General features: G+C 68.1%; 19 protein-coding genes and 1 tRNA gene. 12 read left to right on the top strand and 8 right to left on the bottom strand.

The window, feature by feature from the left end:
• Nucleotides 1–89: 89 nt before the first annotated feature.
• Complete coding sequence (locus tag ACWESM_RS21875) at nucleotides 90–767, top strand: DUF4389 domain-containing protein (RefSeq protein WP_355075891.1); 678 nt, start codon at nucleotides 90–92, stop codon at nucleotides 765–767.
• Between the two features lie 25 nt (nucleotides 768–792).
• Here the strand turns inward: ACWESM_RS21875 and ACWESM_RS21870 are convergent, their stop codons facing one another.
• The 3 genes from ACWESM_RS21870 to ACWESM_RS21860 are packed head-to-tail and all read right to left on the bottom strand — an operon-like array spanning nucleotide 793 to nucleotide 3369.
• The gene (locus ACWESM_RS21870) at nucleotides 793–1779 is read right to left on the bottom strand and encodes an ABC transporter ATP-binding protein (protein ID WP_355075893.1); all 987 of its coding nucleotides are present in this window, start codon (nucleotides 1777–1779) and stop codon (nucleotides 793–795) included.
• Nucleotides 1776–2603: an ABC transporter permease gene (locus ACWESM_RS21865; protein WP_364429736.1), complete on the bottom strand. Its 828-nt coding sequence runs from the start codon at nucleotides 2601–2603 to the stop codon at nucleotides 1776–1778. The genes ACWESM_RS21870 and ACWESM_RS21865 overlap by 4 nt, the downstream gene beginning before the upstream one ends.
• Nucleotides 2596–3369, bottom strand: coding sequence for an ABC transporter permease (locus tag ACWESM_RS21860; RefSeq protein ID WP_355075897.1), 774 nt, complete (start codon nucleotides 3367–3369; stop codon nucleotides 2596–2598). The genes ACWESM_RS21865 and ACWESM_RS21860 overlap by 8 nt, the downstream gene beginning before the upstream one ends.
• Nucleotides 3370–3596: 227 nt before the next feature.
• Between ACWESM_RS21860 and ectB the strand changes: the two genes are divergently transcribed.
• The gene (ectB, locus tag ACWESM_RS21855) at nucleotides 3597–4853 is read left to right on the top strand and encodes a diaminobutyrate--2-oxoglutarate transaminase (RefSeq protein WP_452493440.1); all 1257 of its coding nucleotides are present in this window, start codon (nucleotides 3597–3599) and stop codon (nucleotides 4851–4853) included.
• Between the two features lie 147 nt (nucleotides 4854–5000).
• Nucleotides 5001–5399: a group I truncated hemoglobin gene (locus ACWESM_RS21850; protein ID WP_355075990.1), complete on the top strand. Its 399-nt coding sequence runs from the start codon at nucleotides 5001–5003 to the stop codon at nucleotides 5397–5399.
• Between the two features lie 124 nt (nucleotides 5400–5523).
• Here the strand turns inward: ACWESM_RS21850 and ACWESM_RS21845 are convergent, their stop codons facing one another.
• Complete coding sequence (locus ACWESM_RS21845; protein ID WP_356968276.1) at nucleotides 5524–5853, bottom strand: ArsR/SmtB family transcription factor; 330 nt, start codon at nucleotides 5851–5853, stop codon at nucleotides 5524–5526.
• Between the two features lie 86 nt (nucleotides 5854–5939).
• Here ACWESM_RS21845 and ACWESM_RS21840 point away from each other — a divergent pair, with 86 nt between their 5' ends.
• On the top strand, nucleotides 5940–6929 hold the full coding sequence (locus ACWESM_RS21840) for a quinone oxidoreductase family protein (RefSeq protein WP_364429728.1): 990 nt from the start codon (nucleotides 5940–5942) through the stop codon (nucleotides 6927–6929).
• A gap of 31 nt (nucleotides 6930–6960) precedes the next feature.
• On the opposite strand, the gene ACWESM_RS21835 is transcribed toward ACWESM_RS21840, so the two are convergent.
• The 4 genes from ACWESM_RS21835 to ACWESM_RS21820 all read right to left on the bottom strand — a co-directional run bounded on the left by ACWESM_RS21835 (nucleotide 6961) and on the right by ACWESM_RS21820 (nucleotide 10549).
• Nucleotides 6961–8181, bottom strand: a complete 1221-nt coding sequence (locus ACWESM_RS21835; RefSeq protein ID WP_452493438.1) for a carboxylesterase family protein — start codon at nucleotides 8179–8181, stop codon at nucleotides 6961–6963.
• A gap of 3 nt (nucleotides 8182–8184) precedes the next feature.
• Entirely contained in the window at nucleotides 8185–9057 is an 873-nt protein-coding gene (locus tag ACWESM_RS21830; RefSeq protein WP_355075905.1) for a VOC family protein, read from the bottom strand.
• 161 nt (nucleotides 9058–9218) lie between these two features.
• Nucleotides 9219–10190 (bottom strand): Lrp/AsnC family transcriptional regulator, encoded by a 972-nt coding sequence (locus ACWESM_RS21825; RefSeq protein WP_452493435.1) that lies wholly within the window; start codon nucleotides 10188–10190, stop codon nucleotides 9219–9221.
• Between the two features lie 285 nt (nucleotides 10191–10475).
• A tRNA-Arg gene (locus tag ACWESM_RS21820) sits at nucleotides 10476–10549 on the bottom strand.
• Nucleotides 10550–10748: 199 nt separating this feature from the next.
• On the opposite strand from ACWESM_RS21820, the gene ACWESM_RS21815 reads away from it, so the two are divergent.
• The 8 genes from ACWESM_RS21815 to ACWESM_RS21780 all read left to right on the top strand — a co-directional run bounded on the left by ACWESM_RS21815 (nucleotide 10749) and on the right by ACWESM_RS21780 (nucleotide 23159).
• Nucleotides 10749–12782 (top strand): cytochrome c oxidase assembly protein, encoded by a 2034-nt coding sequence (locus tag ACWESM_RS21815; RefSeq protein ID WP_452493434.1) that lies wholly within the window; start codon nucleotides 10749–10751, stop codon nucleotides 12780–12782.
• Nucleotides 12779–13747, top strand: a complete 969-nt coding sequence (locus tag ACWESM_RS21810) for a serine/threonine dehydratase (protein WP_355075911.1) — start codon at nucleotides 12779–12781, stop codon at nucleotides 13745–13747. The genes ACWESM_RS21815 and ACWESM_RS21810 overlap by 4 nt, the downstream gene beginning before the upstream one ends.
• A 159-nt stretch (nucleotides 13748–13906) precedes the next feature.
• Complete coding sequence (locus tag ACWESM_RS21805) at nucleotides 13907–14404, top strand: single-stranded DNA-binding protein (protein ID WP_452493432.1); 498 nt, start codon at nucleotides 13907–13909, stop codon at nucleotides 14402–14404.
• Nucleotides 14405–14484: 80 nt separating this feature from the next.
• Nucleotides 14485–16161 (top strand): energy-dependent translational throttle protein EttA, encoded by a 1677-nt coding sequence (gene ettA, locus ACWESM_RS21800; protein ID WP_039796561.1) that lies wholly within the window; start codon nucleotides 14485–14487, stop codon nucleotides 16159–16161.
• A gap of 571 nt (nucleotides 16162–16732) precedes the next feature.
• Complete coding sequence (locus ACWESM_RS21795) at nucleotides 16733–16855, top strand: hypothetical protein (RefSeq protein WP_355075915.1); 123 nt, start codon at nucleotides 16733–16735, stop codon at nucleotides 16853–16855.
• A gap of 193 nt (nucleotides 16856–17048) precedes the next feature.
• On the top strand, nucleotides 17049–21986 hold the full coding sequence (locus ACWESM_RS21790; protein WP_397279282.1) for an NAD-glutamate dehydrogenase: 4938 nt from the start codon (nucleotides 17049–17051) through the stop codon (nucleotides 21984–21986).
• Entirely contained in the window at nucleotides 21983–22447 is a 465-nt protein-coding gene (locus ACWESM_RS21785) for an acyl-CoA thioesterase (RefSeq protein WP_452493430.1), read from the top strand. The genes ACWESM_RS21790 and ACWESM_RS21785 overlap by 4 nt, the downstream gene beginning before the upstream one ends.
• Before the next feature lie 46 nt (nucleotides 22448–22493).
• On the top strand, nucleotides 22494–23159 hold the full coding sequence (locus ACWESM_RS21780; protein WP_355075919.1) for a hypothetical protein: 666 nt from the start codon (nucleotides 22494–22496) through the stop codon (nucleotides 23157–23159).
• Nucleotides 23160–23650 lie beyond the last annotated feature (491 nt).

Raw genomic sequence — 23650 nt, 5'->3', positions numbered from 1 at the left:
TGGTGCCGTTCGCCGGCGGCCGAATACGCGACAATCAGGACACCTACTGGTTGTGGCATGGATCACAGCAACCGTAAGGAGCGTTGCTCATGGAACTCGAGAAGCCCGTCACGCCGCCCAGCCCGATTCGTGTTCGAGGCGATCTGGACTCCGCGCTGTCGCGGTGGCTGTGGCTGGTCAAGTGGCTACTGGCGATTCCGCACTACGTCGTGCTGTTCTTCCTACACATCGCGTACGCCGTGCTCACGGTGGTGGCCTTCTTCGCCATCCTGATCACCGGCAAGTATCCGCGGGGACTGTTCGACTTCAACGTGGGCGTCATGCGCTGGGGATGGCGGGTGACTTTCTACGCGCTCTCGGTACTGGGCACCGACAAGTACCCGCCGTTCAGCCTGCAACCGAACGCGGACTACCCGGCCGACCTGGAGATCGACTATCCGGAGACCTTGCACCGCGGCCTGGTGCTGGTGAAGTGGTGGCTGCTCGCCATTCCGCACTACCTCATCGTCGGCGCGGTGCTCAGCGGCGGCATCGCGATCGCGGGGAGCGACGGTGACGACTGGGGCGGCGGCTCGATCTCGTTGCTGAGCATCCTGCTGATCGTCGCGTTGATCGGGTTGCTGTTCACGGCGCGCTACCCGCAGGGCATCTACGACTTCGTGATGGGCGTCAATCGCTGGATCATCCGCGTGCAGGCCTATGCCGGTTTGATGCGGGACGAGTACCCGCCCTTCCGGCTCGACCAGGGCGCTCGCGAGCCCGACTGAACCGGTACCGAATCCGCCCGCCTGTTCAGCGGGCGGATTCGTATATCCGCCGGACGACGTCCTCGATCTCGGGCTCCTCGATCGACAGGTCCCGCACTTCGGCGCGCTCCGACACCGCGGCCAGCAATTGCGCGGCCGTGATCTGCTCGGGATCGAAGGCCAGCCGCTGCCGCATACCGTCGCCTTCGGTGCCGAGCAGCTGGGCGCAGCGTAGATCGTCGAGGTCGGGCGCCGGTTCGGCCAGGTCGACCACCAGTACCCGGCGCGCGCCGACGGTGGCCGCCAGGCCGGTCAGCGACCCGTCGTACACCAAGTGTCCGTGATCCACGACGAGCACACGCTCGCAAAGCCTTTCGATATCGCCCATATCGTGGGTGGTGAGCAGCAGGGTCGTACCGCGCTCGGCCCGCTCCGTGCGCAGGAACTCGCGCAGCCGTTGTTTGGACAGCACATCGAGGCCGATCGTGGGCTCGTCCAGGATGACCAACTCGGGCGAATGCAGCAGTGCCGCGGCGACTTCCGCGCGCATGCGCTGGCCCAGCGAGAGCTGGCGCACCGGTGTGTCGAGTGTGTCGGCCATTTCCAGCTGCTCGATCAGTTCGTGCGCGCGCTTGCGCGCGGCGCCCGGCTCCAACCGGTGGATCGCGGCGAGGATCGAGAACGACTCGCGCAGGGGCAGATCCCACCACAGTTGCGAGCGCTGGCCGAACACCACGCCGATCCGCCCGGCCAGTTCACGTCGCTGCCGCACGGGATCCAGCCCGCAGGTGCGCACGGTGCCCGCGGTGGGGACCAGGATGCCGGTGAGCATTTTGATCGTGGTGGACTTGCCCGCGCCGTTGGCGCCGATGTAGCCGACGGCGGCGCCCCGCTCGATCCGGACGGTCATCCCGTCGACGGCGGTGAGCGTCTCGCGGCGCCTGCGCCAGCGGCGGCCGTTTTTGCGATACAGGATGAACTGCCTGGTGAGGCTCTCCATGTCGATGATCGCCTCCGGGCTGCCCGTGCTCATCCGCCGCCTCCCTGGTAGTGCCGAGTGCCCGATCGCCACAAACCCAGCGCCAGCAGCCAGACCCACAGCGCCGCCGCCGGGGTGAGCCAGGCCAGCCAGGCGGGCAGCAGCGGAGGGCCGGGCAAGCCGAGCAGCGCGAGGGTGGGCAGATAGGCCGTGAACGAGACCGGAATCGCGAACCCGAACAGCAGCCGCATGGGGGTGGGGAACACCGACGCCGGTTGCGTCGCCGCGAACGAGCCGCCGTAAGTGAAACTGTTGGTGAGCTCGGAGCCGTCGATCAGATAGAACTGCAATCCGGCGGCGCAGACGAACACCCCGCCGAACAGTGCGATACCGCCGACCAGCGTGAGTGCGAGCAGCGCGGCCGTGGTCGAACTCCAGGCGATGTCGTTGCGTGCCGCACCGGTCACCAGCGCGACGACCGAGACCGAGGCGCGAGCGAACCGGCGCAGGGAGATGTCGCTGGTGATCAATTGCAGCAGCAGTGGTTGCGGCCGCAGGTGGTAGGCGTCGAGCTGGCCCATCCGGATCAGCACCGGCAGCGTGTCGAGGTGGCCGAAAAGCACCTGGGACAGCGCGAAACTCGTGTTGCTCAACCCGAACAGAAGCAGTGCGCCGTCCAGGTCGAGGCCGCCGAGGACGCGTGCGGTGCGGAAGATGAGCCACACCTCGGCCAATTCGACCAGGCCCACCAGAAATGCGCTCAGAAGCTCACTGGCGAACGACAACCGGTAGCTGCGCTGCGCCCGGATCCTGGAGCGCAAGACGGCCACGTAGGGCGTCGACCACGACTCGGTGCGCGGGGCAACGATGTCACCCACCCTGCACCTCCAGCCTGCGCCGGCCCGCGACGAGCAGCACGCGTCCGGCGATCGCGGTGACCACCACCCAGAACACTTGGATCCCGACGACCGAGAGTGCTTCCGCGCCGGTGATCCGTCCCGAGAGCACGTCGATCGGAGATTGCAGAATCGACGGGAAAGGCGTGGCCGCCGCGATGGCGCCCAGCCACGATGGGAACATGTGCACCGGCACGAACAGTCCGGCCAGAAACGTGCCCGCGGCGTAGTACAGCACCCGGATGCCGCGGGTTTCCACGACCCAGAATCCGATCAGCACCACGAGGAACCGGCACAGGAACGAGATGACCACCGCCAGCAGGACACTCACCGCTCCGAGCAGGTAGGGACCGGGCGTGACCGGCATCGCCAGCCCGAAGGTGAGCGTGCCTACCAGCACGCTCGGCACTCCGCGCGGCAGGAAGGTGCACGCCGCGCGCCCGAGATCATCGGCGAGATAGCCGCATTGGATGTCGACCGGGCGCAGGAAATCGATGGCGATGTCGCCGTTCTTGACCCGATCGTCCAGCGGTCCCAGCGGTCCCATGAACTGCACCGCGCCGAGCAGCCCCTGGGAGAGCCACACGTAGGCGCCGACGCTGCCCCGGTCGTACCCGCCGAAGTCGCCCGCGGCATCCACCGCCGCGGCGAGGACGGCCGCGCGGACGAACCCGAACACGCAGTTGGTGAACAGCCCCGCGAACATGGCCATTTTGTATTGCCACTGTCTGCGGAATCCGGCGCCCACGAGGGATGTGTAGAGGGCGACGGCGCTGCGAAATCGTTCCCTGACGGCACGCTGTCCGCCCCCCTCCGGTCTGCCGCGCACAAGGAGTTGACTCTACTGGCCGCGGCGCGGAGCGGGAAAGGCTTCGGCGCGTTTTGAAGAAAAGGCCACATCCGGGCTGCGTCGATGTTAGAAACACTCTCACTTCAGATTGTGGAGCGCTCGCGCACGACGAGTAAGGAACGCCGATGACCGTCGCCGAGATGACTGTTTTCGAGGCACTCGAATCGAACGTGCGCGGGTACTGTCGCTGCTGGCCCGCCGTCTTCGACACCGCCAGCGGAGCGTGGTTGCGCGACGAGAACGGCAAGGAGTACTTGGATTTCTTCGCGGGCGCGGGCTCGCTCAACTACGGCCACAACAACCCCGTACTCAAGCGGGCGCTGCTCGACTACATCGCCGGGGACGGCATCACCCACGGGCTGGACATGTCCACCGTCGCCAAGCGGCGGTTGCTGGAAGTGTTGCGCGACAACGTCCTCGCCCCGCGCGGGCTGGATTGGAAAGTCCAGTTCCCCGGGCCGACCGGAGCCAACGCGGTCGAGGCCGCGTTGAAGCTCGCGCGCAAGGTGACCGGGCGGCAGACCGTGCTGAGCTTCACCAACGCTTTCCACGGGATGTCGCTGGGCGCGCTGGCGGTGACCGGGAACGCCGCGAAGCGGTCGGGTGCAGGGGTGTCGCTCGGGCACGCGATGCCGATGCCATACGACGGGTATCTCGGTGTCGCCGACGATCTGCTGTGGATGCGTAAGGCGCTGGATGATCCGTCATCGGGGTTGGACAAGCCTGCGGCGGTGATCGTGGAGACGGTGCAGGGCGAAGGCGGCATCAATGTGGCCCGGACGGAGTGGTTGCGCGGACTGGCCGAATTGTGTTCGGCCCGCGGCATTCTGTTGATCGTCGACGACGTGCAGATGGGTTGCGGCCGTACCGGGCCGTTCTTCTCTTTCGAGGTCGCCGGGATCACGCCCGATATCGTGACGTTGTCGAAGTCGATCGGCGGCTACGGTCTGCCGATGGCGTTGGTGTTGTTTCGGCCGGAGCTCGATCAGTGGGCGCCCGGTGAGCACAATGGCACCTTCCGGGGCAACAACGCGGCGTTCGTGACGGGGCGTGTCGCGCTCGAGCACTATTGGTCGGATTCCGCACTGGAACTCGCGACCGTCGCCAAGGGGGAGCGGATCGCGCGAGCCCTGGGCGAATTCGTCTCGACCTTCCCCGGAGTCTCGACGCGGGGGCGGGGCCTGGTGCACGGCGTCGCGTTCGAGGACACGTCTCTCGCGGAAAAGGTCGGCCGGGCCGCTTTCGATCGTGGCTTGCTCGTGGAGACGTCCGGTTCGATGGACGAGGTGATCAAATTGATGCCGCCCCTGACGATCGCCGACGACGAGATCGACCACGGCATCCGGCTATTGGCGGCAGCGATGGAAGCGATGTGCGGATGAAGGCTTTCCGTACGTGTTGCGAAACTATCTCAGCGATGCCCGCGTGGCGGTGAGGAGCGAGTAATCGCGTTGCGACGAAGGCAAAAGAGTCGCGACACTGTACTAATCCGGACGCAACAGTCCGGTGGTGTCCTGGTAGCCATGCGAATGCCCTCCTGGCTCGGGAAGAGCAAGACAACCAGCAGCATCTACGACCAGATCGGCGGTCACGCGGCACTCGAGGTCGTCGTGGAAGATTTCTATACCCGCGTGCTCGCCGACGGTGAACTGGCCGGATTCTTCACCGGCACGAACATGTCGCGCTTGAAGGGAAAACAGGTCGAGTTCTTCGCCGCGGCCCTCGGCGGTCCCATCCCGTACACCGGTGCTCCGATGAAGCAGGTACACCAGGGCCGGGGTATCACCATGCAGCACTTCGGCTTGGTAGCGGGGCATCTGGAGGCGTCGCTCACCGCGGCGGGCGTGCCCGCCGATCTGGTCGCCCAGATCCTGGGCGCCATCGCCCCGCTGGCCGACGACATCGCCTCGTCGACCGCGACGATCTAGCCGCCGGGTCCGGTGGCGTGCCCGCTTCCGGTGGCGGGCAGGCGGGCTCGGCGACTGCGGTCCGCGCCCTACGCCGTAGTCGCCGCACTTTTCGGGTCCTGGCGGTTGCGCACCACGGTGTGATTCACGCGCGTTCGAAGGCGTCGACTATGTGGCCGACGAGGCCGGGGAATCGGGCCTCGATATCGTTGCGGCGCAGTGATGTCCAGCGCTTGGTGCCTTCGTCTCGCTGGTGGATCAGGCCGGCTTCGCGTAGGACACGGAAGTGATGGCTGAGCGTCGAGGGCGCGACATCCACGGGAAAGGTGCCGCAAACCCGCTCCGGCCCGGTCCACAGCGTCCGCACGATCGTCATTCTGGTCCGGTCGGACAGCGCGTGCAGGATGTCGAGGAGGTCCAGCTCGGCGACGTCGGGGTGCCGCGGTGGGGCCGTGTTCCGTTGCGATCGGGCCATGTGCGCACTCCCTCCTCCTTGGTGAAACCAGGCTACCGTGCTTATTCTATGTTCGACGAACATCGAACATCGAATAAGGGGTCCTCATGCGGGCAGTGCAGCTGACCGGTCCGGCGCCGGATGCCACCACGACGCGGGTCGTCTCGACCGACGAGCCGCGCCCGGGTCCGGGCGAGCTGGCGATCGAGGTCGCCTACGCAGGTATCAACTTCATGGATGTCATGGCGCGACGCGGCGACGCGGGATATGCCTCCGGCTGGCCGTACACGCCCGGGCTGGAGGTGGCGGGCCGGGTGCGCGCGCTCGGCGCGGGGGTCGACCGTTTCGCCGTCGGAGACCGCGTCGCCGCGTTGACCCGCGCGGGCGGGCTGGCCGAGGTCGCACTCGCTTCCGCCGACGTGGTCACCGCGGTACCCGCCGCCGTACCGCTACCGGTCGCGGCCGCCGCGCCGCTCGTGCTGTCGACCGCCACGTTGTTGCTGCGCGATGCCGCCCGGCTGCGGCCCGGCGACTCGGTGCTCATGCACTCGGCCAGCGGGGGAGTCGGCCACGCGGTCGCGCGACTGGCGGCCGCCGAGGGCGCGGGCCCGCGGTTGGGCACGGTGGGCAGGCCGGACAAGATCGCGGACGGGCTCGCGGCGGGGTGGGATGTCGTCACCGCGCGCGGCGAGGATGTCGTCGCCGCGGTGCGGGCCGCGGCCCCGGGCGGGGTGGACGTCATCCTCGATCCGACCGGTACCGCGAATCTCGAGCTCGACCTGGAACTGGCCGCGCCCGGTGCGCGAATCGTGCTGTTCGGCAACGCGACCGGTGGCACGCCCACGCCGTTGCCGCCGTTGGCCCGGCTCATCGGCGGCAACGTCGCCCTGATCGGGTTCAGCATCAGCCGGCTGCGGGACACGGTGCCGCACAGAGTCGCCGCGGCCCTCGCCGACGGTCTGGCCAAGGTCGGTGACGGCGGACTGGAACTGCCGGTGACGGTGGTCGACTCGCTGGACCGGGTCGCTGAAATACACGATCTGCTTGCCACTGGACGAGGTTCCGGCAAGTACGTCGTCGCGATCGGCGGCGAGTGAGGCTTCGGTGATCTCGGCTCGAGACACGGACCTAGACGAAGTGCTCGATGTGCGGGAACCCGGCCCAGCCGGGATCACCGGTGTGCACGAACGCAGCGCAGGCCTGCTGCACCTTCATGGTCAGTCGCCGCAGGTCGGCCGGGTCCGCGCCGGCCAGCATCGGCGCCGTGCGCCAGGCCTCGAGACGGCCGAACACGAAGGGTAGGTCGATGCAGTGGCAGGCTCGGAACAGGCTGTCCGGCGGAGACCAGTCGAACCGGAAAGCGAAGGCCGATCGGGTCGGCAGGCCGTCGAGGCCGAAGAACCGTTCGGTCAGCTCCGCAGGCCCGTCGGGGAAGAACGCGCGGGCTTCGTCGCGGGTCGTGCCGACCAGCATCGGCAGGTCACGGGGCAGTCCGCCCACCAGGTCGGCGGACACCCCGCCCGCGGCGACCAGTTGGAACGGCGGTGTCACGTCCAGCGGTACGGCCCGCCGCCGGGCCAGCTCTCCCTGTGCGGACAGCAATCGGCCGATCGACACGGCCCGTAGCCGATCCGCCTTCTCGGGGTGCAGGCCGAGTACCTCGAGGAATTGCCGCCCGATCCCGGCGGCCGCGGCCGGGGCGTACGGCCGCGTCCCTGTCGGCGTGCTCTGCAGGATGACCTGCCGGAACAGCCCTACACCGGCCGGGTGGCGGAGCAGTGCGAGCGCCGACAGCGCCCCGGCCGACTGACCTGCCAGCGTGACGCGTCTCGGGTCGCCGCCGAACGCCGCGATGTTCTCCCGCACCCAGCGCAACGCCGCGACCTGGTCCAGCAAGCCCACATTGGGCGGGCCGTATTCCGGCGCCAAGTACAGGTACCCCAATACGCCGAGTCGGTAGTTGACCGTGACGACCACCATCCGCCCACGCTCGGCCAACAGGGAGCCGTCGTACCAGGCTTCGGCGCCCGAACCGCTGGAGAACCCGCCGCCGTGCAGCCAGACCAGCACCGGCAGCCCGGTGCCGCCCGGTGTCCATACGTTCAGCGACAGGCAGTCCTCGCTTCTGTCGAGTGCACTGCCCGGCCCCATCACCCGTTCCAGCCGCGAGCGTGGCTGTGGAGACGCCGGACCCGGCCGCCGAGCATCGCGTATCCCGGTCCAGGCGGCAGCGGGCCCCGGCGCGGCGAACCGCGCGGCCCGGCCGAACGGGATGCCGCGAAACGCGGTCACCGACCCGCTGCTGACACCGCGCAATGCCCCGGCGGGCGCGTGTACCAGTTCGTTCATCGCTCATGCCGCCAGGAAGGCGACCGCCCCGCCGCGGGCCTCGGCAGCCCCGACAAAGAATCCCCCGGGCAGCTCGCGCACGGTGAAACCGTTGCCAACCACCAGTTTCCGCGCGGCGTCGAGATCGGCGACGGCGACGGCCTGGCCCGCGAGGTAGGGCAGTGCGGGCACCGGCTCCCCGGGCAGGACCGCCTCGAAGTCGGAGACCGCGACGATCTCCATCCGGCCCACTGTCAGCGGCAGGACCGTCAGCGGCGGCTCGGTCAGCGGCCGGACGTCGAGGATGCGGGCGTAGCGGTCGACGGTCGCCGCCAGTTCCGTGTCGTCCACGACGAGCAGCACACTGTGCAAGTGGGTGGCGCCGTTGGCGTGGTCCAGGTAGCGGGACTGATGGATCAGTTCGGGCGTCAGATGCCGGGCGATGTGGATCAGCCCCTCGGGGGTCAGCGCGCGGTCGAGGTGCACCGCCTCGAACCGCGCGGTCGCCGGGCCGTCGGGGGTGTCCACGTCGCGTTGCAGCGGCAGCACCCCGGACGACGACAGATCGGCCGCGCGCAGCCGGCGCTCGACCGCTTCGGCGTCCGCGCAGCCGAACGAGCAGCCGTGCAGACCCTCGTATTGTGCGATCAGGGGCCGGATCTGCCACGGATCGACCGAACCGTCCCCGAACAGCCCGAGCAGTTCCAGGTAGGTCGAGCCGAACAGCGCGCACCGGTTGCCCGCACCCATCGGTTTGCGCTCACCACCGGGCCGATCCGAGCCCATGTGCATGGACAGCGGCGTGAGGGTGAAGCCGAGCGCCTCGTATGTTCCGGCGGTGGCATCCATGTCGGTGGTGTAGAGGACGGAGTGGTCGATGCGATCGATGTCGGTCATGCCCAAAAGGCTGGGCCGCCGTGGGGCACCTGTTCCAGTCACCGCCCGTTGATTGCGGGATTTCGACATATTGCCGTCTGTAATGGTGGAATCGCTCACCCGGCCACGCAACGGCTCCCGCCCGGTCTGTGCACCGAATAGGGCGGAAGTATGTGTCGCGCTCAGCGGCGTGTTCGGGTGAGGGCTGCGCCGACTCGCTTGCTGTTACGGATGACCGGAGCGCTCTCCACGCCGCGGATGCCCGGTAGGTTGCCGATGCCCTGTTCGAGAAAGTCGTAGAGGGCGTCCACATCGCGGCAGGCCGCGAACAGCAGCAGGTTGGTGGGGCCGGTGGTGGCGGCGGCGAAGGCGACGTCGGGATGCGCGGCGATCGCCTCGGCGGCCTGCCGCACCCGTGCCGGGTCGACGGTCAGCCACAGGATCGCCAGCGTCTCGAATCCCAGCAGTACCGGATCGATATCCACGTCGAAGAACAACGCACCGCACTCGCGTAACTGGGCCAGGCGGCGTTTGGCCGTCATCTCGGACCACCCGGTCGCCCGGGCGATGTCGGAGTAACCGACGCGACCGTCCTGCGCGAGGATGGCGAACAATTCCTCGTCGCCCTCCGCAGGCGCTGTCGACGCCTGTTGAGACGGGGCCAGCGCGGCGATCTGCTCGGCGGTGAGCGAGTCGGCCCGGCCGTGCCAGCCGGCCGGACCGCCCGCGAAGACGCGCAGCAGGCAGTGCGCGGTGACGCCGGTGACCCGCGGCGTCTTCGGCAACTGCCCGAGCAGCAGGGCATCGCTCTCTCGGGAACTGCGGGTGCGGGTGACGCAGACGATCTGCGTGCCGCCCGAGGTGAGGCAGACCCACGAGGTATCCGGCCGCCGGGCCAGCGCATCGGCGACAGCCACCGCCGCGTCGGGGGTCACCTGGACCCGGACGAACCACTCCACCCACCCCAGTCGCCGGGAGTTCGGCAGGCCGACCACCCGCAGTTGCCCGGTGGCGCGCAGCCTGCGATACCGCCGTGCGACCGTCTGATCGGACACGCCGAGCACCGCTGCGATGCGGCTGAACGGTGCGCGCCCGTCGATGTGCAGCGCGTGCACGATCGCGCGATCGATGTGGTCCAGGACCGGAGAACTCACCGGCGACAGCGTACTGCGGCCCTCCGCGACCGAATCCTCATCATGGGCGTGCTCACCCACGGCGATCTTCCGGGCCACCTTCGGCGTGCCGCCGTACTTCCTGGCCGGCTGCTCCGAAGCGGTGCCGCAACTCGGTCGCGAAGTCGTCGGCGAACTCGGCCGGATCGTCGAAATTACGCTCCGGATAGGGAAGCCGACCGGGCAATGTTCTTTGGTGTTTGAGCGTCGCGCTCGGTGGGTACTACCCCTGTGACCCGTTGTATGTACAGGTCACAGGGGTTGTTGCGCCCCCGGCAGGAATCGAACCTGCGACCTAGGGATTAGAAGGCCCTTGCTCTATCCAACTGAGCTACGGAGGCAGCGGGTTCTACGATGGCCGACATTGGCCGTGCTGTCCAGCGAGTCGATTATAGCGAGCGTCCAGGTGGCCGGATTCTTAGCGTTAGCAACGTTTCAGCCATCCCGAACAGTAGGTGACGCGCCGTGGTGATCGGGGCCAAGGATATCGGTACAAACCCGACCGGGCCACGGAATACTCGCCGAACTACGCTCAGTCGTATGTCCTCCGCCCCCACCTCGTCCGCCGCTCCCCGAGTCGAGGCCGCTCGGTCGGGGGCGACGTTCGGCACGATCACCGCGCTGGCCGGCGCCACCGCCGCCGTGGTCGCGGCGCTGGTGGTGGGGTTGTCGGCGGCGCAGGCACTGAGCCTGCTCGGCATCCCCGACCCGGGTGCGGCGACCACCTACGGACTGCCCGCGGTCCGGGCGCTCGCCGACCTGTCGGCCGCGCTGACAGTCGGCTCGCTGTTGTTCGCGGCCTTCCTGGTGCCGCCGCAGTCGAACGGGCTGCTGGACGTCGGCGGGTATCGCGCGGTGCGCAGGGCGTCGAATTTCGCGGTGGTCTGGGCGTGTTGCGCGGCGCTGCTGGTGCCGCTGACGGTTTCGGACACCACCGGACGGCCGGTGGGGGATGTTCTGCGCCCGCAGGAACTGTGGCAGGCGATCGATCGAATCGAGTTGGCCGGAGCTTGGCGGACGACCGTCGTTTTCGCCCTGATCGTCGCCGTGGGCTGCCGCCTCGCATTGCGCTGGGGCTGGACTCCGGTCCTGCTCGGGGCCGCGATCGCCACCATGATGCCGCTGGCGTTGACCGGCCATTCCTCCTCGGGCGGGTCGCACGACGTGGCGACCAACAGCCTGATCCTGCATCTGATCTCGTCCGCCGTCTGGGTCGGCGGCCTGTTCGCGGTGCTCGCGCACGCCCTGCGCGGCGGTGCGTACACCGACGTCGCGGCCCGGCGTTTCTCGTCGACCGCCACGGTCGCCTTCGCCGTGATCGCGGTCAGCGGCGTGATCAACTCCTGGGTCCGCGTGCCGCTGGACGAACTGCTCTCCAGCACCTACGGCAGGCTGGTGCTGGCCAAGGCCGCCGCGCTGGCGGTGCTCGGTGTGTTCGGTTACGTGCAGCGCCGCGCCTCGTTGCCCGCCTTGGCGGCCGATCCCGGCGACCGGTTGGCCCTGGTGCGGTACGCGGGCGTCGAAGTATTGATCTTCGCCGCGACCATCGGCCTCGCGGTCGGGCTCGGCCGTACGCCGCCGCCACCGCCGGATTCCGTTCCGACGCCGGTCGAAGTGGAGCTGGGCTACAACCTGGCCGGGCCGCCCAGCTTCGCCCGCCTGGCGTTCGACTGGCGGTTCGATCTGATCTTCGGAACGCTGTCCATCGTGCTCGCGGTGCTGTACCTGCTCGGCGTGCGGCGGCTGCGAGCGCGGGGTGACGCGTGGCCGGCCGGGCGGACGTTCGCCTGGCTGTCCGGTTGTGTGGTGCTGCTCGTCGCCACCTCTGCCGGCGTCGGCCGGTACTCACCCGCGATGTTCAGCGTGCATATGGGAGCCCATATGGCGCTGTCCATGCTCGCGCCGATCCTGTTGGCGCTCGGTGGCGCGGTGACGCTGGCGCTGCGCGCGCTGCCGCCGGCCGGCCGCGGTGGCGTGCCGGGTCCGCGGGAATGGCTACTGGCCGCGGTACACAACCCGGTCTCGCGTTTCCTGACCCACCCGATCGTGGCGTCGGCGATCTTCGTCGGCGGCTTCTACGCGCTGTACCTGGGCGGCATCTTCGACGCCTACGCCGACTCGCACGCGGCGCACCTGCTGATGAACGTGCACTTCCTGCTCAGCGGTTACCTGTTCTACTGGGTGGTGATCGGCATCGATCCCAAGCCGAGGCAGGTGGAGTCGTTGACCAAGCTCGCCATGGTGTTCGGCTCGCTGCCGTTCCACGCGTTCTTCGGCATCGCGCTGATGAGCATGACCACGGTGCTCGGCGGCTGGTTCTACCACGGCCTCGGTCTCGGCTGGAACGGCGATCTGCTCGGCGACCAGCGCACCGGCGGCAGCCTCGCGTGGGCGAGCGGTGAGGTCCCCCTGGTGGTGGTGATGCTGGCGTTGCTGATCCAATGGTCGCGCAGCGATCAGCGACTCGCGCAGCGCACCGATCGAGCCGCCGAACGCGACAACGACGCCGCACTCGCCGCACACAACGCGATGTTCGCCGAACTGGCCAAGCGAGATGGAGAAGTGCGTAAGTGAGTGAACGCGCCACCACGGTCTCCCCACACAGACCGGCCGGGCGGGTGGAACGGTCGGACGTGCGATCCGCACGCAAGCGGCTGGCGGGGCAGATCCGTAAGACGCCGGTCTTCCACACCTCCATCGCGAGCCCGTCCGGTCCCGTCCCGGTGACGATCAAGCTCGAGCACCTCCAGCACGGCGGGACGTTCAAAGTACGCGGCAGCCTCAACGCGCTGCTCGAGTCGGGCGCCGGGGTCGATCAGGTGGTGATCGCCTCCGGCGGCAACGCGGGTATCGCGGCTGCGCTGGCCGCGGCGCGGCTCGGAAAATCCTGCACCGTCGTCGTCCCGGAGACGGCGCCGCACACCAAGGTCGCCGCGATGTGGTCGCACGGCGCGGAGGTGCTCTGGCACGGCACCTGCTACGCCGAGGCCTTGCAGCACGCGACCGAGCTGGCCACCGAACGGGGCGCGCTGCTGCTGCACGGCTACGACCTGCCCGCGGTGGTCGCGGGCATCGGTGTGGTGGGGCTGGAACTCGAGGAGCAGGTACGTGGTCGGCCACCGGTGCTGGCCGCGGTGGGCGGTGGCGGACTGGTCGCGGGCATCGCGGCCGCGGTCGGGCGGCGTCAGCGGGTGATCGGGGTGGAACCCGACGGCGCCGCGATCCTGCGCGCGGCGTTGGCGGCCGAGCGTCCGGTGGACATTGTCGGGTCCGGGATCACCGTCGACTCGCTGGGGCCGACCCGGATCGGTGACATCGCACTCGACGTCGCCCGCCGCCACGGCGTGCGCTCGGTGCTGGTCAGCGACGACGCGATCAGCGCGGCGCGGGAATATCTGTGGCGTGAATTCCGCATCCTGGTGGAAGTGTCCGGCGCCACGGCGCTGGCCGCAGTGCACAGCGGCGTCTACGTTCCCGCGCCGGACGAGCGACCGGTCGTGGTCCTCTGCGGCGCCAATACCGACGTGGCGGTGTTCTGACCACGCGGGCGTGAAAGCTCGGTCTTCACATTTCGGGAAGTTGTGCACATTCCCGGATCGGATCGCTCGGGTCCGCGAAATCGGCGCACGCTGGAAGTGCCTCCTGGAGGGGGAGGACATTCCGGGCGGTTCCGGATCCGAATGTGAAGGGGCGTAGCTATGTACGAGGCGAATGCGACCGTGATCGGAACGATCGCCACCCATCCGGTCAAGCGTGATCTGACCAATGGCGAGCAGGTGGTCACCTTCCGGTTGGCCAGCAATTCCCGCCGATTGGACCAGACGTCGGGGCAATGGGTGGACAACGGCACCCTCTATCTCACCGTCAGCTGCTGGCGCAGGCTGGTGGCAGGTGTCGACGCGTCACTGCGGCGCGGCGATCCGATCATCGCCTACGGCCAGCTGCGCTCCCACGAGTACCGGAGCAAGGACGGTGTGGAGCGACGGGATCTGGAGATGCGCGCCACCGCGGTCGGACCGGACCTGTCCCGCTGTGTCGCGCACTTGACGCGGCTGTCCGACCTGCCGCCACGGAATACTTCCGCTCTCGCGAGCGCTGAAGGTCAGGTGCCGGTGGGCGACGCGCCGGGGGAGAATATCGTTGCCGCCGATTCGGCACCGCCGCGCGGCAACGCGCCCGAGCCGGTCGACGCTTGATCGCATGGCCGGTTTTCGTCCCGGCGGCAGGGTAGCTCTGCTTCGTCCCCCCATCTCTCGCACCGATAGGCTTCACACTTATGGCTGAGTTCATCTACCAAATGAAGAAGGTTCGCAAGGCGCACGGCGACAAAGTCGTGCTCGACGATGTCACCTTGAACTTCCTTCCTGGCGCCAAGATCGGCGTCGTCGGCCCGAACGGCGCGGGTAAATCCAGCGTGCTGAAGATCATGGCCGGACTGGACCAGCCGAACAACGGTGACGCGTTCCTCGCCGCCGGCGCCACCGTCGGGATCCTCCAGCAGGAGCCGCCGCTCAACGAGGAGAAGACCGTCCGCGGCAACGTCGAGGAGGGCATGGGCGAGATCAAGGTGAAGCTGGATCGCTTCAACGAGATCGCCGAGCTGATGGCCACCGACTACTCCGACGAGCTCATGGAGGAGATGGGCAAGCTGCAGGAGGACCTGGATCACGCCGACGCGTGGGACCTGGACTCCCAGCTCGAGCAGGCAATGGACGCGCTGCGCTGCCCGCCGCCGGACGAGCCGGTCACCAACCTCTCCGGTGGTGAGCGCCGCCGCGTGGCGCTGTGCAAGTTGCTGCTGAGCAAGCCCGACCTGCTGCTGCTCGACGAGCCGACCAACCACCTGGACGCCGAGAGCGTGAACTGGCTCGAACAGCACCTGGCGCAGTACCAGGGCGCCGTGCTCGCGGTCACCCACGACCGGTACTTCCTGGACAACGTCGCCCAGTGGATTCTGGAGCTGGACCGCGGCCGCGCCTACCCGTACGAGGGCAACTACTCCACCTACCTCGAGAAGAAGGCCGAGCGGCTCGAGGTCCAGGGCAAGAAGGACCAGAAGCTGCAGAAGCGGCTCAAGGAAGAGCTCGCCTGGGTCCGTTCCGGCGCCAAGGCCAGGCAGGCCAAGAACAAGGCTCGCCTCGGCCGGTACGAGGAGATGGCGGCCGAGGCCGAGAAGATGCGGAAGCTCGACTTCGAGGAGATCCAGATTCCCGCGGGCCCGCGCTTGGGCAACGTGGTGGTCGAGGTCGAGCACTTGGACAAGGGCTTCGGCGACCGTCAGCTGATCAAGGACCTGTCGTTCACCCTGCCGCGTAACGGCATCGTCGGCGTGATCGGGCCCAACGGCGTCGGTAAGACCACGCTCTTCAAGACCATCGTCGGGCTCGAGTCGCCGGACAGCGGCGAGGTGAAGGTCGGCGAGACGGTCAAGCTGAGCTACGTCGACCAGAATCGCGCGGGCATCGACCCCAAGAAGACGGTTTGGCAGGTGGTCTCCGACGGCCTCGACTACATCGAGGTCGGCCAGCAGGAGATGCCGTCGCGCGCCTACGTGAGCGCGTTCGGCTTCAAGGGCCCCGACCAGCAGAAGCCCGCGGGCGTTCTGTCCGGCGGTGAACGCAACCGGCTGAACCTGGCGATGACGCTCAAACAGGGCGGCAACCTGATCCTGCTGGACGAGCCGACCAACGACCTCGACGTCGAGACCCTCGGCTCGCTGGAGAACGCGCTGGAGAAGTTCCCCGGCTGCGCCGTGGTCATCTCGCACGACCGCTGGTTCCTGGACCGCACCTGCACCCACATCCTCGCGTGGGAGGGCGACTCCGACAACGAGGCCAAGTGGTTCTGGTTCGAGGGCAACTTCGAAGCGTACGAAGCCAACAAGGTCGAGCGGCTCGGCCCGGAAGCGGCCCGCCCGCACCGGGTTACGCACCGCAAACTCACCCGCGGCTGAGTTCGTCGGCGTAGGCGGGTGCACGGTGCGGCCGCACCCGCCCTACGTGTCGCACTGCCTGGATGCTGTGGCCGGGCGAGGTCGACAACGCCGCGAAAGCCCGGATTTCGGCGGATCCCACGGTTCGACTTCGGGCGGCGCAGGACCTCGCCTGTGGAGGGCCCCGGTCGGCGGTGGTTGCTGGGGGCCATAGGGGGCAAGACAGGGACGTCGGACGCATATGTTCCCGGGGTGGGTCACTCGGATACAGTTCGCCCCGCGCAGCGTAAACCTTGTTGGGCCTGGTCGGTGAGCGGGGAAGGGCTCCGACTGTTCGATATACGTCCGGGGCACCTTCACCGCCGCTGGATCTGGTGTCGGCGAGGTTTCTCCTTGCCAGGGTGCCCGCCTGCCTGCCATGAGCGAGTGCGCGCTGCCTGGCGTTTGCTGGTGTGCCATGCGGGGCCGGTTGAGCCGGAGTTCGGGTCGAGAGCGGGGGCGACGGCCGCGGTGGGGTGGCGCGAAAAGTCTTTCCGGGGAACGCGGAACAGGAGTGACACCTACCCACGCGTAGCTCGCTAGGGTGGGAGTCGTGAATGCGCAGGCGCAGTTCGAGCAATCGGTGGCTTCGACCGCCGACGCGGTGGTCGAGCTGACCCGAGGTACCGGTGCGGCGCCGCTGCCGCCACGGATACGACCTGTCGCGCTCACCTGACGTTCGCGGGTCCGACTTCTGTGCTGTGCCCGAGGTTGTCGCGTGTGATCTCGGCACACGAGCGGCGAACTCCGCCGTCGTGGTGAACCACCGGATGTGAAAAGGGAATTCACCCACGCGTCATCGGCGCACAGTTACTCTCGGACCGGCGTCACTTTGTTACGGAACCGATATCCGAGGGAGTTGGCGAAAAATGACCGTCTCGTCCGAATTGTCCAGCGCGGCGTGGGCCGCGGGTTTGCCGCAGTCACTGCGCGGCGAACTCGCGACGCTCGAGGAGGCGTACTTCCGCCACGTCGACGCGGGCGATGTGGACTGTGCGATCACCGGCATCACCCAGATCTTCCGAAGGCACTTGGAGTTGGCGGTGACGCGCCGCCCCGGTCGCGCACTGGTGCGGGTGTACCACCCGGACGACGGCTCCGGAATCGGTGCGGCGGTGCAGATCGTCACCGATGACATGGCGCTGCTGGTCGAGTCGATCAGCTCGTCGCTGAGCCGGATCGGCGCCAGCGTCAGCGAGATCATCCACCCGATCTTCGAGGTCGAGCGGGACGAGGAGGGGCGGCTGACGCACGCCGCCGCGCACGAGGTGGACGGCACCGGCGGGGCGGGACTGCGGGAGTCCTGGATGCACGTGCAATTGCACCCGTCGACCAGTGCGGCGCTGCTGGCCAAGATCGAATCCGCGGTGCCGGACGTGGTGGACGACGTGCGTCAGGTGATCGGCGACACCGAGGCCATCGAAGACGTGCAGAGCAGACTGGCCGACGATCTCGAATCGGCCGCGCAATCCGGGTCCGCGCCGTTCCAGCCGACCGAACTGACCGACACCGCTCACTTGCTGCGTTGGCTGGCCGGGGGGAACTTCACCCTGCTCGGCTACGCGCGCTACCGACTGAGCACCGACCAGGGCCGCGAGATGTCCACCGTCGTGCCCGACACCTGCCTCGGCGTGCTGCGGCCCGACGTGGGCACCGACTTCCACGTGCCGGTCAACGGCGGTGACCGTCCGCTGCTCACGCTGACCCAGGGGCTGGTCCCCGCCACCGTGCATCGTGCGGTGTATCCCTATTTCGTCGGTGTCGCCGATTTCGACGCCGACGGAACCATCGTCGGTGAACACCTGTTCATCGGCGTCTTCACCGTCACCGCCGTGCACGAGAACGTTCTGGACATCCCGGTGATCGAACGCCGGGTCCGTTCGGCGATCGAGGAGAGCGGATTCGACCTGGACTCGTTCTCCGGTCAGGCCATGCTCGAGGTCATCCAGTCCTTCCCGCGCACCGAGCTGTTCTCCGCCGACAGCGAGACGCTGCGCCGCACCGCCACCGCCGTGCTGAGCGTCAGCCTGCGGCGCCAGGTGCGCCTGTTCCTGCGCGCGGACACCTATGGTCGCTATGTCGCCTGCCTGGTCTACCTGCCGCGGGACCGGTACACCACCAGCGCTCGGCTCGAGATGCAGGAGATCCTGGTCCGCGAACTGGGTGGCGTGTCCATCGACTACTCCGCGCGGGTGGGCGAAAGCGAGTTGGCGCGAGTGTATTTCACCGTGCGCATGCCGGAGGCCGAACTCGGTGTCCCGCGCCGTACGCCGCCCGGCGCCGATACCTCCGAGCCCACCAGGCTGCGCTTGCAGAACCTGCTCGCCGAGGCCAGCCGCACCTGGGAGGACCGGCTGAACGACGAGGTGAGCACGTCGACGGTGCTGGATCCCGCGGTGGTGCAGCGATACGCGGAGGCCTTCCCCGAGGGTTACAAACAGGATTTCGCCGCGGCCCGCGCGCTGAGGGACATCGTGCGCCTGGAACATTTGCGAGACGGCGTCATCGATCAATATCTGTACCGGAAGCCGGATTCGGCGCCGGGCTCGTGGCGTTTCACGCTCTACGTCGGTGGTAGCGGCATCTCCTTGAGCCAGGTGCTTCCGCTGTTGCAGAGCCTCGGTGTGGAGGTGGTCGACGAGCGGCCGTACCAGATCGCGCTGGAGGCGGCGGCGGACGGCACCGGCGGTGAGCGGTGGATCTACGACTTCGGCCTGCTGGCCCGACCGGAGCTGCTGCGCAGTTCGCTCGACCGCGATCTGGACGCCGAACTGCTCGAGTCCTCCAAACGCGCCGACGTGCTGGAGGCGGAGGTGCGCGGGCTGCGGGAACGGTTCGTGGAAGCCTTCGCGGCCATGTGGTACGGCCGCGCGGAGGCGGACGGGATGAACGAGCTCGTGCTGCGTGCCCGGTTGCCGTGGCGGGCCGTGTCGATCCTGCGCACCTACGCGAAGTACTTGCAGCAGGCCAATTTTCCGTACAGCCAGGCCAACATCTGCCGTGTGCTGCTCACCTATCCGGATATCGCGCGCCTGTTCGTCGACCTGTTCGCGGCGCGCTTCGACCCCGACACCGTCTCCGCCGAGCACGCCGCGGAACTGGAGACCCAGGTGCGCGGGCGGATCGACGAGGTGGTCAGCCTGGACGCGGACCGCATCCTGCGCGCGATCCTCGGCCTGGTCAAAGCGACGCTGCGGACGAACTTCTACGTGACCGACGCGGAAGGCAAACCGCGCGACTTCGTGTCGGTGAAGGTCGAGCCACGGGAGATCGCCGAATTGCCCAAGCCGAAGCCGCAGTTCGAGATCTTCGTGTACTCGCCGCGGGTGGAAGGCGTGCACCTGCGCTTCGGGCCGGTGGCCCGTGGTGGATTGCGGTGGTCGGACCGTTTGGAGGATTTCCGTACGGAGATCTTGGGCCTGGTGAAGGCGCAGGCGGTGAAGAACGCGGTCATCGTGCCGGTCGGCGCCAAGGGCGGTTTCGTGGTGAAGCAACCACCCGCGGCCACCGGTGATCCGGTCGCGGACCGGCAGGCGCTGGGCGCCGAGGGTGTGGCTTGCTATCGCACGTTCATCTCGGGCCTGCTGGATGTCACCGACAACGTGGATCGCGCGAGCGGGGAGGTGCTTCCGCCCGCTCGGGTGGTGCGGCGTGACGGTGACGATACCTATCTGGTCGTTGCGGCCGATAAGGGCACTGCGACGTTCTCCGACATCGCCAACGACGTGGCCCAAAGTTATGGCTTTTGGTTGGGTGATGCGTTCGCTTCCGGTGGTTCGGCGGGTTATGACCACAAGGCGATGGGCATCACCGCCAAGGGTGCGTGGGAAAGCGTCAAGCGGCATTTCCGTGAGATGGAGATCGACACTCAGACCCAGGACTTCACGGTGGTCGGTGTGGGTGACATGAGTGGTGACGTGTTCGGCAACGGCATGTTGTTGTCCGAGCACATTCGTCTGGTGGCCGCTTTCGACCACCGCCACATCTTCCTCGACCCGATTCCCGACGCGGCGCGGTCGTACCGGGAGCGGCAGCGGTTGTTCGCGTTGCCGAGGTCGTCGTGGGCGGATTACGACACGTCGCTGATCAGCCCCGGTGGCGGTGTGTGGGATCGCACCGTGAAGGCCGTGCCGATCAGCCCGCAGGCCAGGGCGGCTCTCGGCCTGGGCGACGACGTCGTATCGCTGTCGCCGCCGGATCTGGTTCGCGCGATCCTGCTCGCTCCGGTGGATCTGTTGTGGAACGGCGGTATCGGCACCTACATCAAGGCGAGCACCGAGACCAACGCCGAGGTGGGCGACAAGTCCAACGACGCGGTCCGGGTCAACGGGGATCAGTTGCGAGTCAAGGTGATCGGCGAGGGCGGCAATCTCGGTGCCACGGCCCTCGGCCGCATCGAGTTCAACCGCAACGGCGGCAAGATCAACACCGACGCGCTGGACAACTCGGCGGGCGTGGATTGCTCCGACCACGAGGTCAACATCAAGATCCTGCTCGACGCCGTGGTCTCCGGCGGTCAGCTGCCGCCGGACGAGCGCAACCCGCTACTGGCCTCCATGACCGACGAGGTCGCCCAGATGGTCCTGCAGGACAATGTGGCGCAGAACTTCCTCATGGGCATCTCGCGCACCGAGGCGCCGCAGATGCTCAGCGTGCAGACGCGGCTCATCGAGGAACTCGAACAGCGTCGCGGCCTGGACCGCGAACTCGAGGCGCTGCCCTCGGACCAGGAGATGAAGCACAGGCTGGAGGAGAACGCCGGACTGGCCTCGCCCGAGCTGGCCAATCTCATGGCGCACGTGAAGCTCTCGCTCAAGGCCGATCTGCTCGATTCCGACCTGCCCGACAGTCAATACTTCGCCGCGCGGCTGCCGGAGTACTTCCCCACGCCGCTGCGCGACCGGTTCGGAGCGGCGATCAAACGTCACCGGCTGCGCCGGGAGATCGTCACCACCATGATCGTCAACGAGATGGTGGACTACGGCGGCATCACCTACGCGCACCGGTTGAACGAAGAGGTCGGCGCCACCACCACCGACGCGGTGCGCGCCTTCGCCGCGGCGAGCGGAATCTTCGACCTGGACGAACGATGGGCGCGAATCCGCGCCTGTGACGCGCCGACCCCGGTGCGCGACCTGCTCGAACTGGAGACGAAGCGGACCCTCGACCGGGCATCCCGGTGGCTGCTGAGCAATCGCCCGCAGCCGATCGCGGTGGGCTCCGAGATCAGCCGGTACCGGGCCGACGTGCGGGAACTCGCCCCCAAGGTGCCGGGATGGCTGCGCGGGCACCACGTGTTCTCGCTCACCGACCGGTCCGCCGAGTTGATCGCTCGCGGTGCGCCGACCGACCTCGCCACCGAGGTGTTCGGTCTGCTCCACCTCTTCCCGCTGCTGGACATCGTGGACATCGCCGACATCACCGACCGGGACGGAGACGAGGTCGGGTCGCTGTACTACGCGCTCAACGACCACCTCAAGATCGACTGGCTGCTGCAGGCGGTCAGCCACCTCGAACGCGGCGACCGCTGGCACGCGCTGGCGCGGCTCGCGCTGCGCGACGACATGTACGGGTCGCTGCGCTCGCTCACGCTCGACGTGCTCTCCGGCGGCGACCCCGAGGAGACGGCGGACGAGAAGATTGCATACTGGGAGTCGAAGAATCAGTCCCGCCTCGGCAGAGCCAGGGCGGCGCTGTCGGAATTGTTCGAGTCCGGAACCCACGATCTCGCCACGTTGTCGGTTGCAGCGCGGCAAGTGCGGAGCATGGTGAGCGGGGTGGGCGCTCAATCGGAGGTACCACGTTGACGAGTTCGGTGAGCGGCAGCGGGAAGGCCGCGGGCAGCCTGGTGCTGCCCAAGCGGTTCCACGCCAAGGTGGATGTCAGGTGGTCGGACATGGACGTGTTCCAGCACGTCAACCATGCCCGGATGGTGACGCTGCTGGAAGAGGCGCGCATTCCGTGGCTGTTCGAGGACGGCCGCCCGACCGCACCGCTGCGTGAGGGGTGCGTCCTCGCCGATCTGCGTGTCCGCTATCGCGGTCAATTGCGGCATGAGGATACGCCGCTGGACATCGCCATGTGGATCGAGCAGCTGCGCGCGGTCGACTTCACCATCGGCTACGAGGTGCGGGCGGCGGGCGCGCTGCCCGACTCGCCCGCAGCCGTGGTGGCGTCCACGCAGATCGCGGCGTTCGACATGCGGGCGCAGCGGTTGCGCAGGCTCACCGACGCCGAGCGTGATTACCTGTCCGAATGGATGGACTGAGCGACCGCGTCGGTGGCGGCGGAGTGCTGACGGCGGAGCGGCCGTGATGGCGGAACAACGAGTGCTGCATGTGCCCGATCCGGCGGAGCGGGAGAATCTCGCGACGTTTCTGACCAGGGCCGTGCGGCTGGACCCCGGGGCGGTGGTGCGCCTGCGCCGCCGCGGGGAGAAATACGTCTCGGCCTGGGTGGCGACGGGTTTCGAAGCGCTGGCGATGCGCACCGTGGTCGCCGAACTCGGCGTCGACGACGTGACGGTCGGCGCCGACCTCGTGCTGGCCGGTTCGGCCGGTGGCAGTCCGATCGACCTCGGATATTCGATGGACTCCGCATGGCGCGGCGCGCTGCCACCCGTCGACGGTTTCGCACACGTCGACGACGTGCCCGCACGCACCCTGGTCGAGCTCGCCGAGCAGGGTGCGCAGCTGGCGAAGGAACACGGCAGCGGCCACGGCCCGCCCGCCTCGTTGCTGGATCAGGCGGTGCTGACCGTGTCCGGCGCGGGCACCCGGGTGCAGGTGCCGATGCGTGTCGTCTTCGCGCTCACGGCGATGGATTTCATCCCGCACTCGGGGGAGAAGGCCGACCCTCGCCGTATCCCAGCCGCCGAGATCGTCCGTGTCCGCGCGACCAGAACCTGGCTGCGACTCGACGCTCGCTACGGCTCGGTCGCGCGTCGGCTCGGCGGTGGAATTCCTCTGCTACCGCGTTGATCGCGTCGTTCGATGGTCGTCGCCGGGTGCGGCGCACCATCCGCGCCGGAGGGCGGTCAGCCGGGGATCGTCGCTACCGATCATCATTCGGGATGGGGTCGCGGGGCTCGGCCGCTCCGCTGCCTCCCCACGAAGCGCTGGTGCGTTCATTCCTGCTCGCCCGCGATCCGCGGTGGGCGGCCGACCTCTCGACGGAGGACAAGGCCCTACAGCCGCGTCGGACCGATTCCCGCAGTGAAAACTGCCTTTCGGTCGGTTTGAAGGAACTGGTGCCGAGCGCATGTCGCTCCGGCCGCGGCGGTGCGAGGCCGTCCGAACGCGCGCTGTATCGCTCCGTCGCGTGAGTCGCCGGGTGACCATCACGGCCTAGCGGGGGTCGGCATCGAAAATACGCACATCTCTAGTTCTTTCGCTGCCGCTGGATCGGTGCCAATGCGGGCCGCGGACTGTAAACCCGAGTAGCACAGGAGCGCTCGGATGCGATCGATGGG

It is taken from the genome of Nocardia sp. NPDC003999 (genome assembly GCF_053604885.1).
Note: the sequence above shows the minus strand (reverse complement) of the source record. Positions and strands in the feature narration are given on the sequence as shown.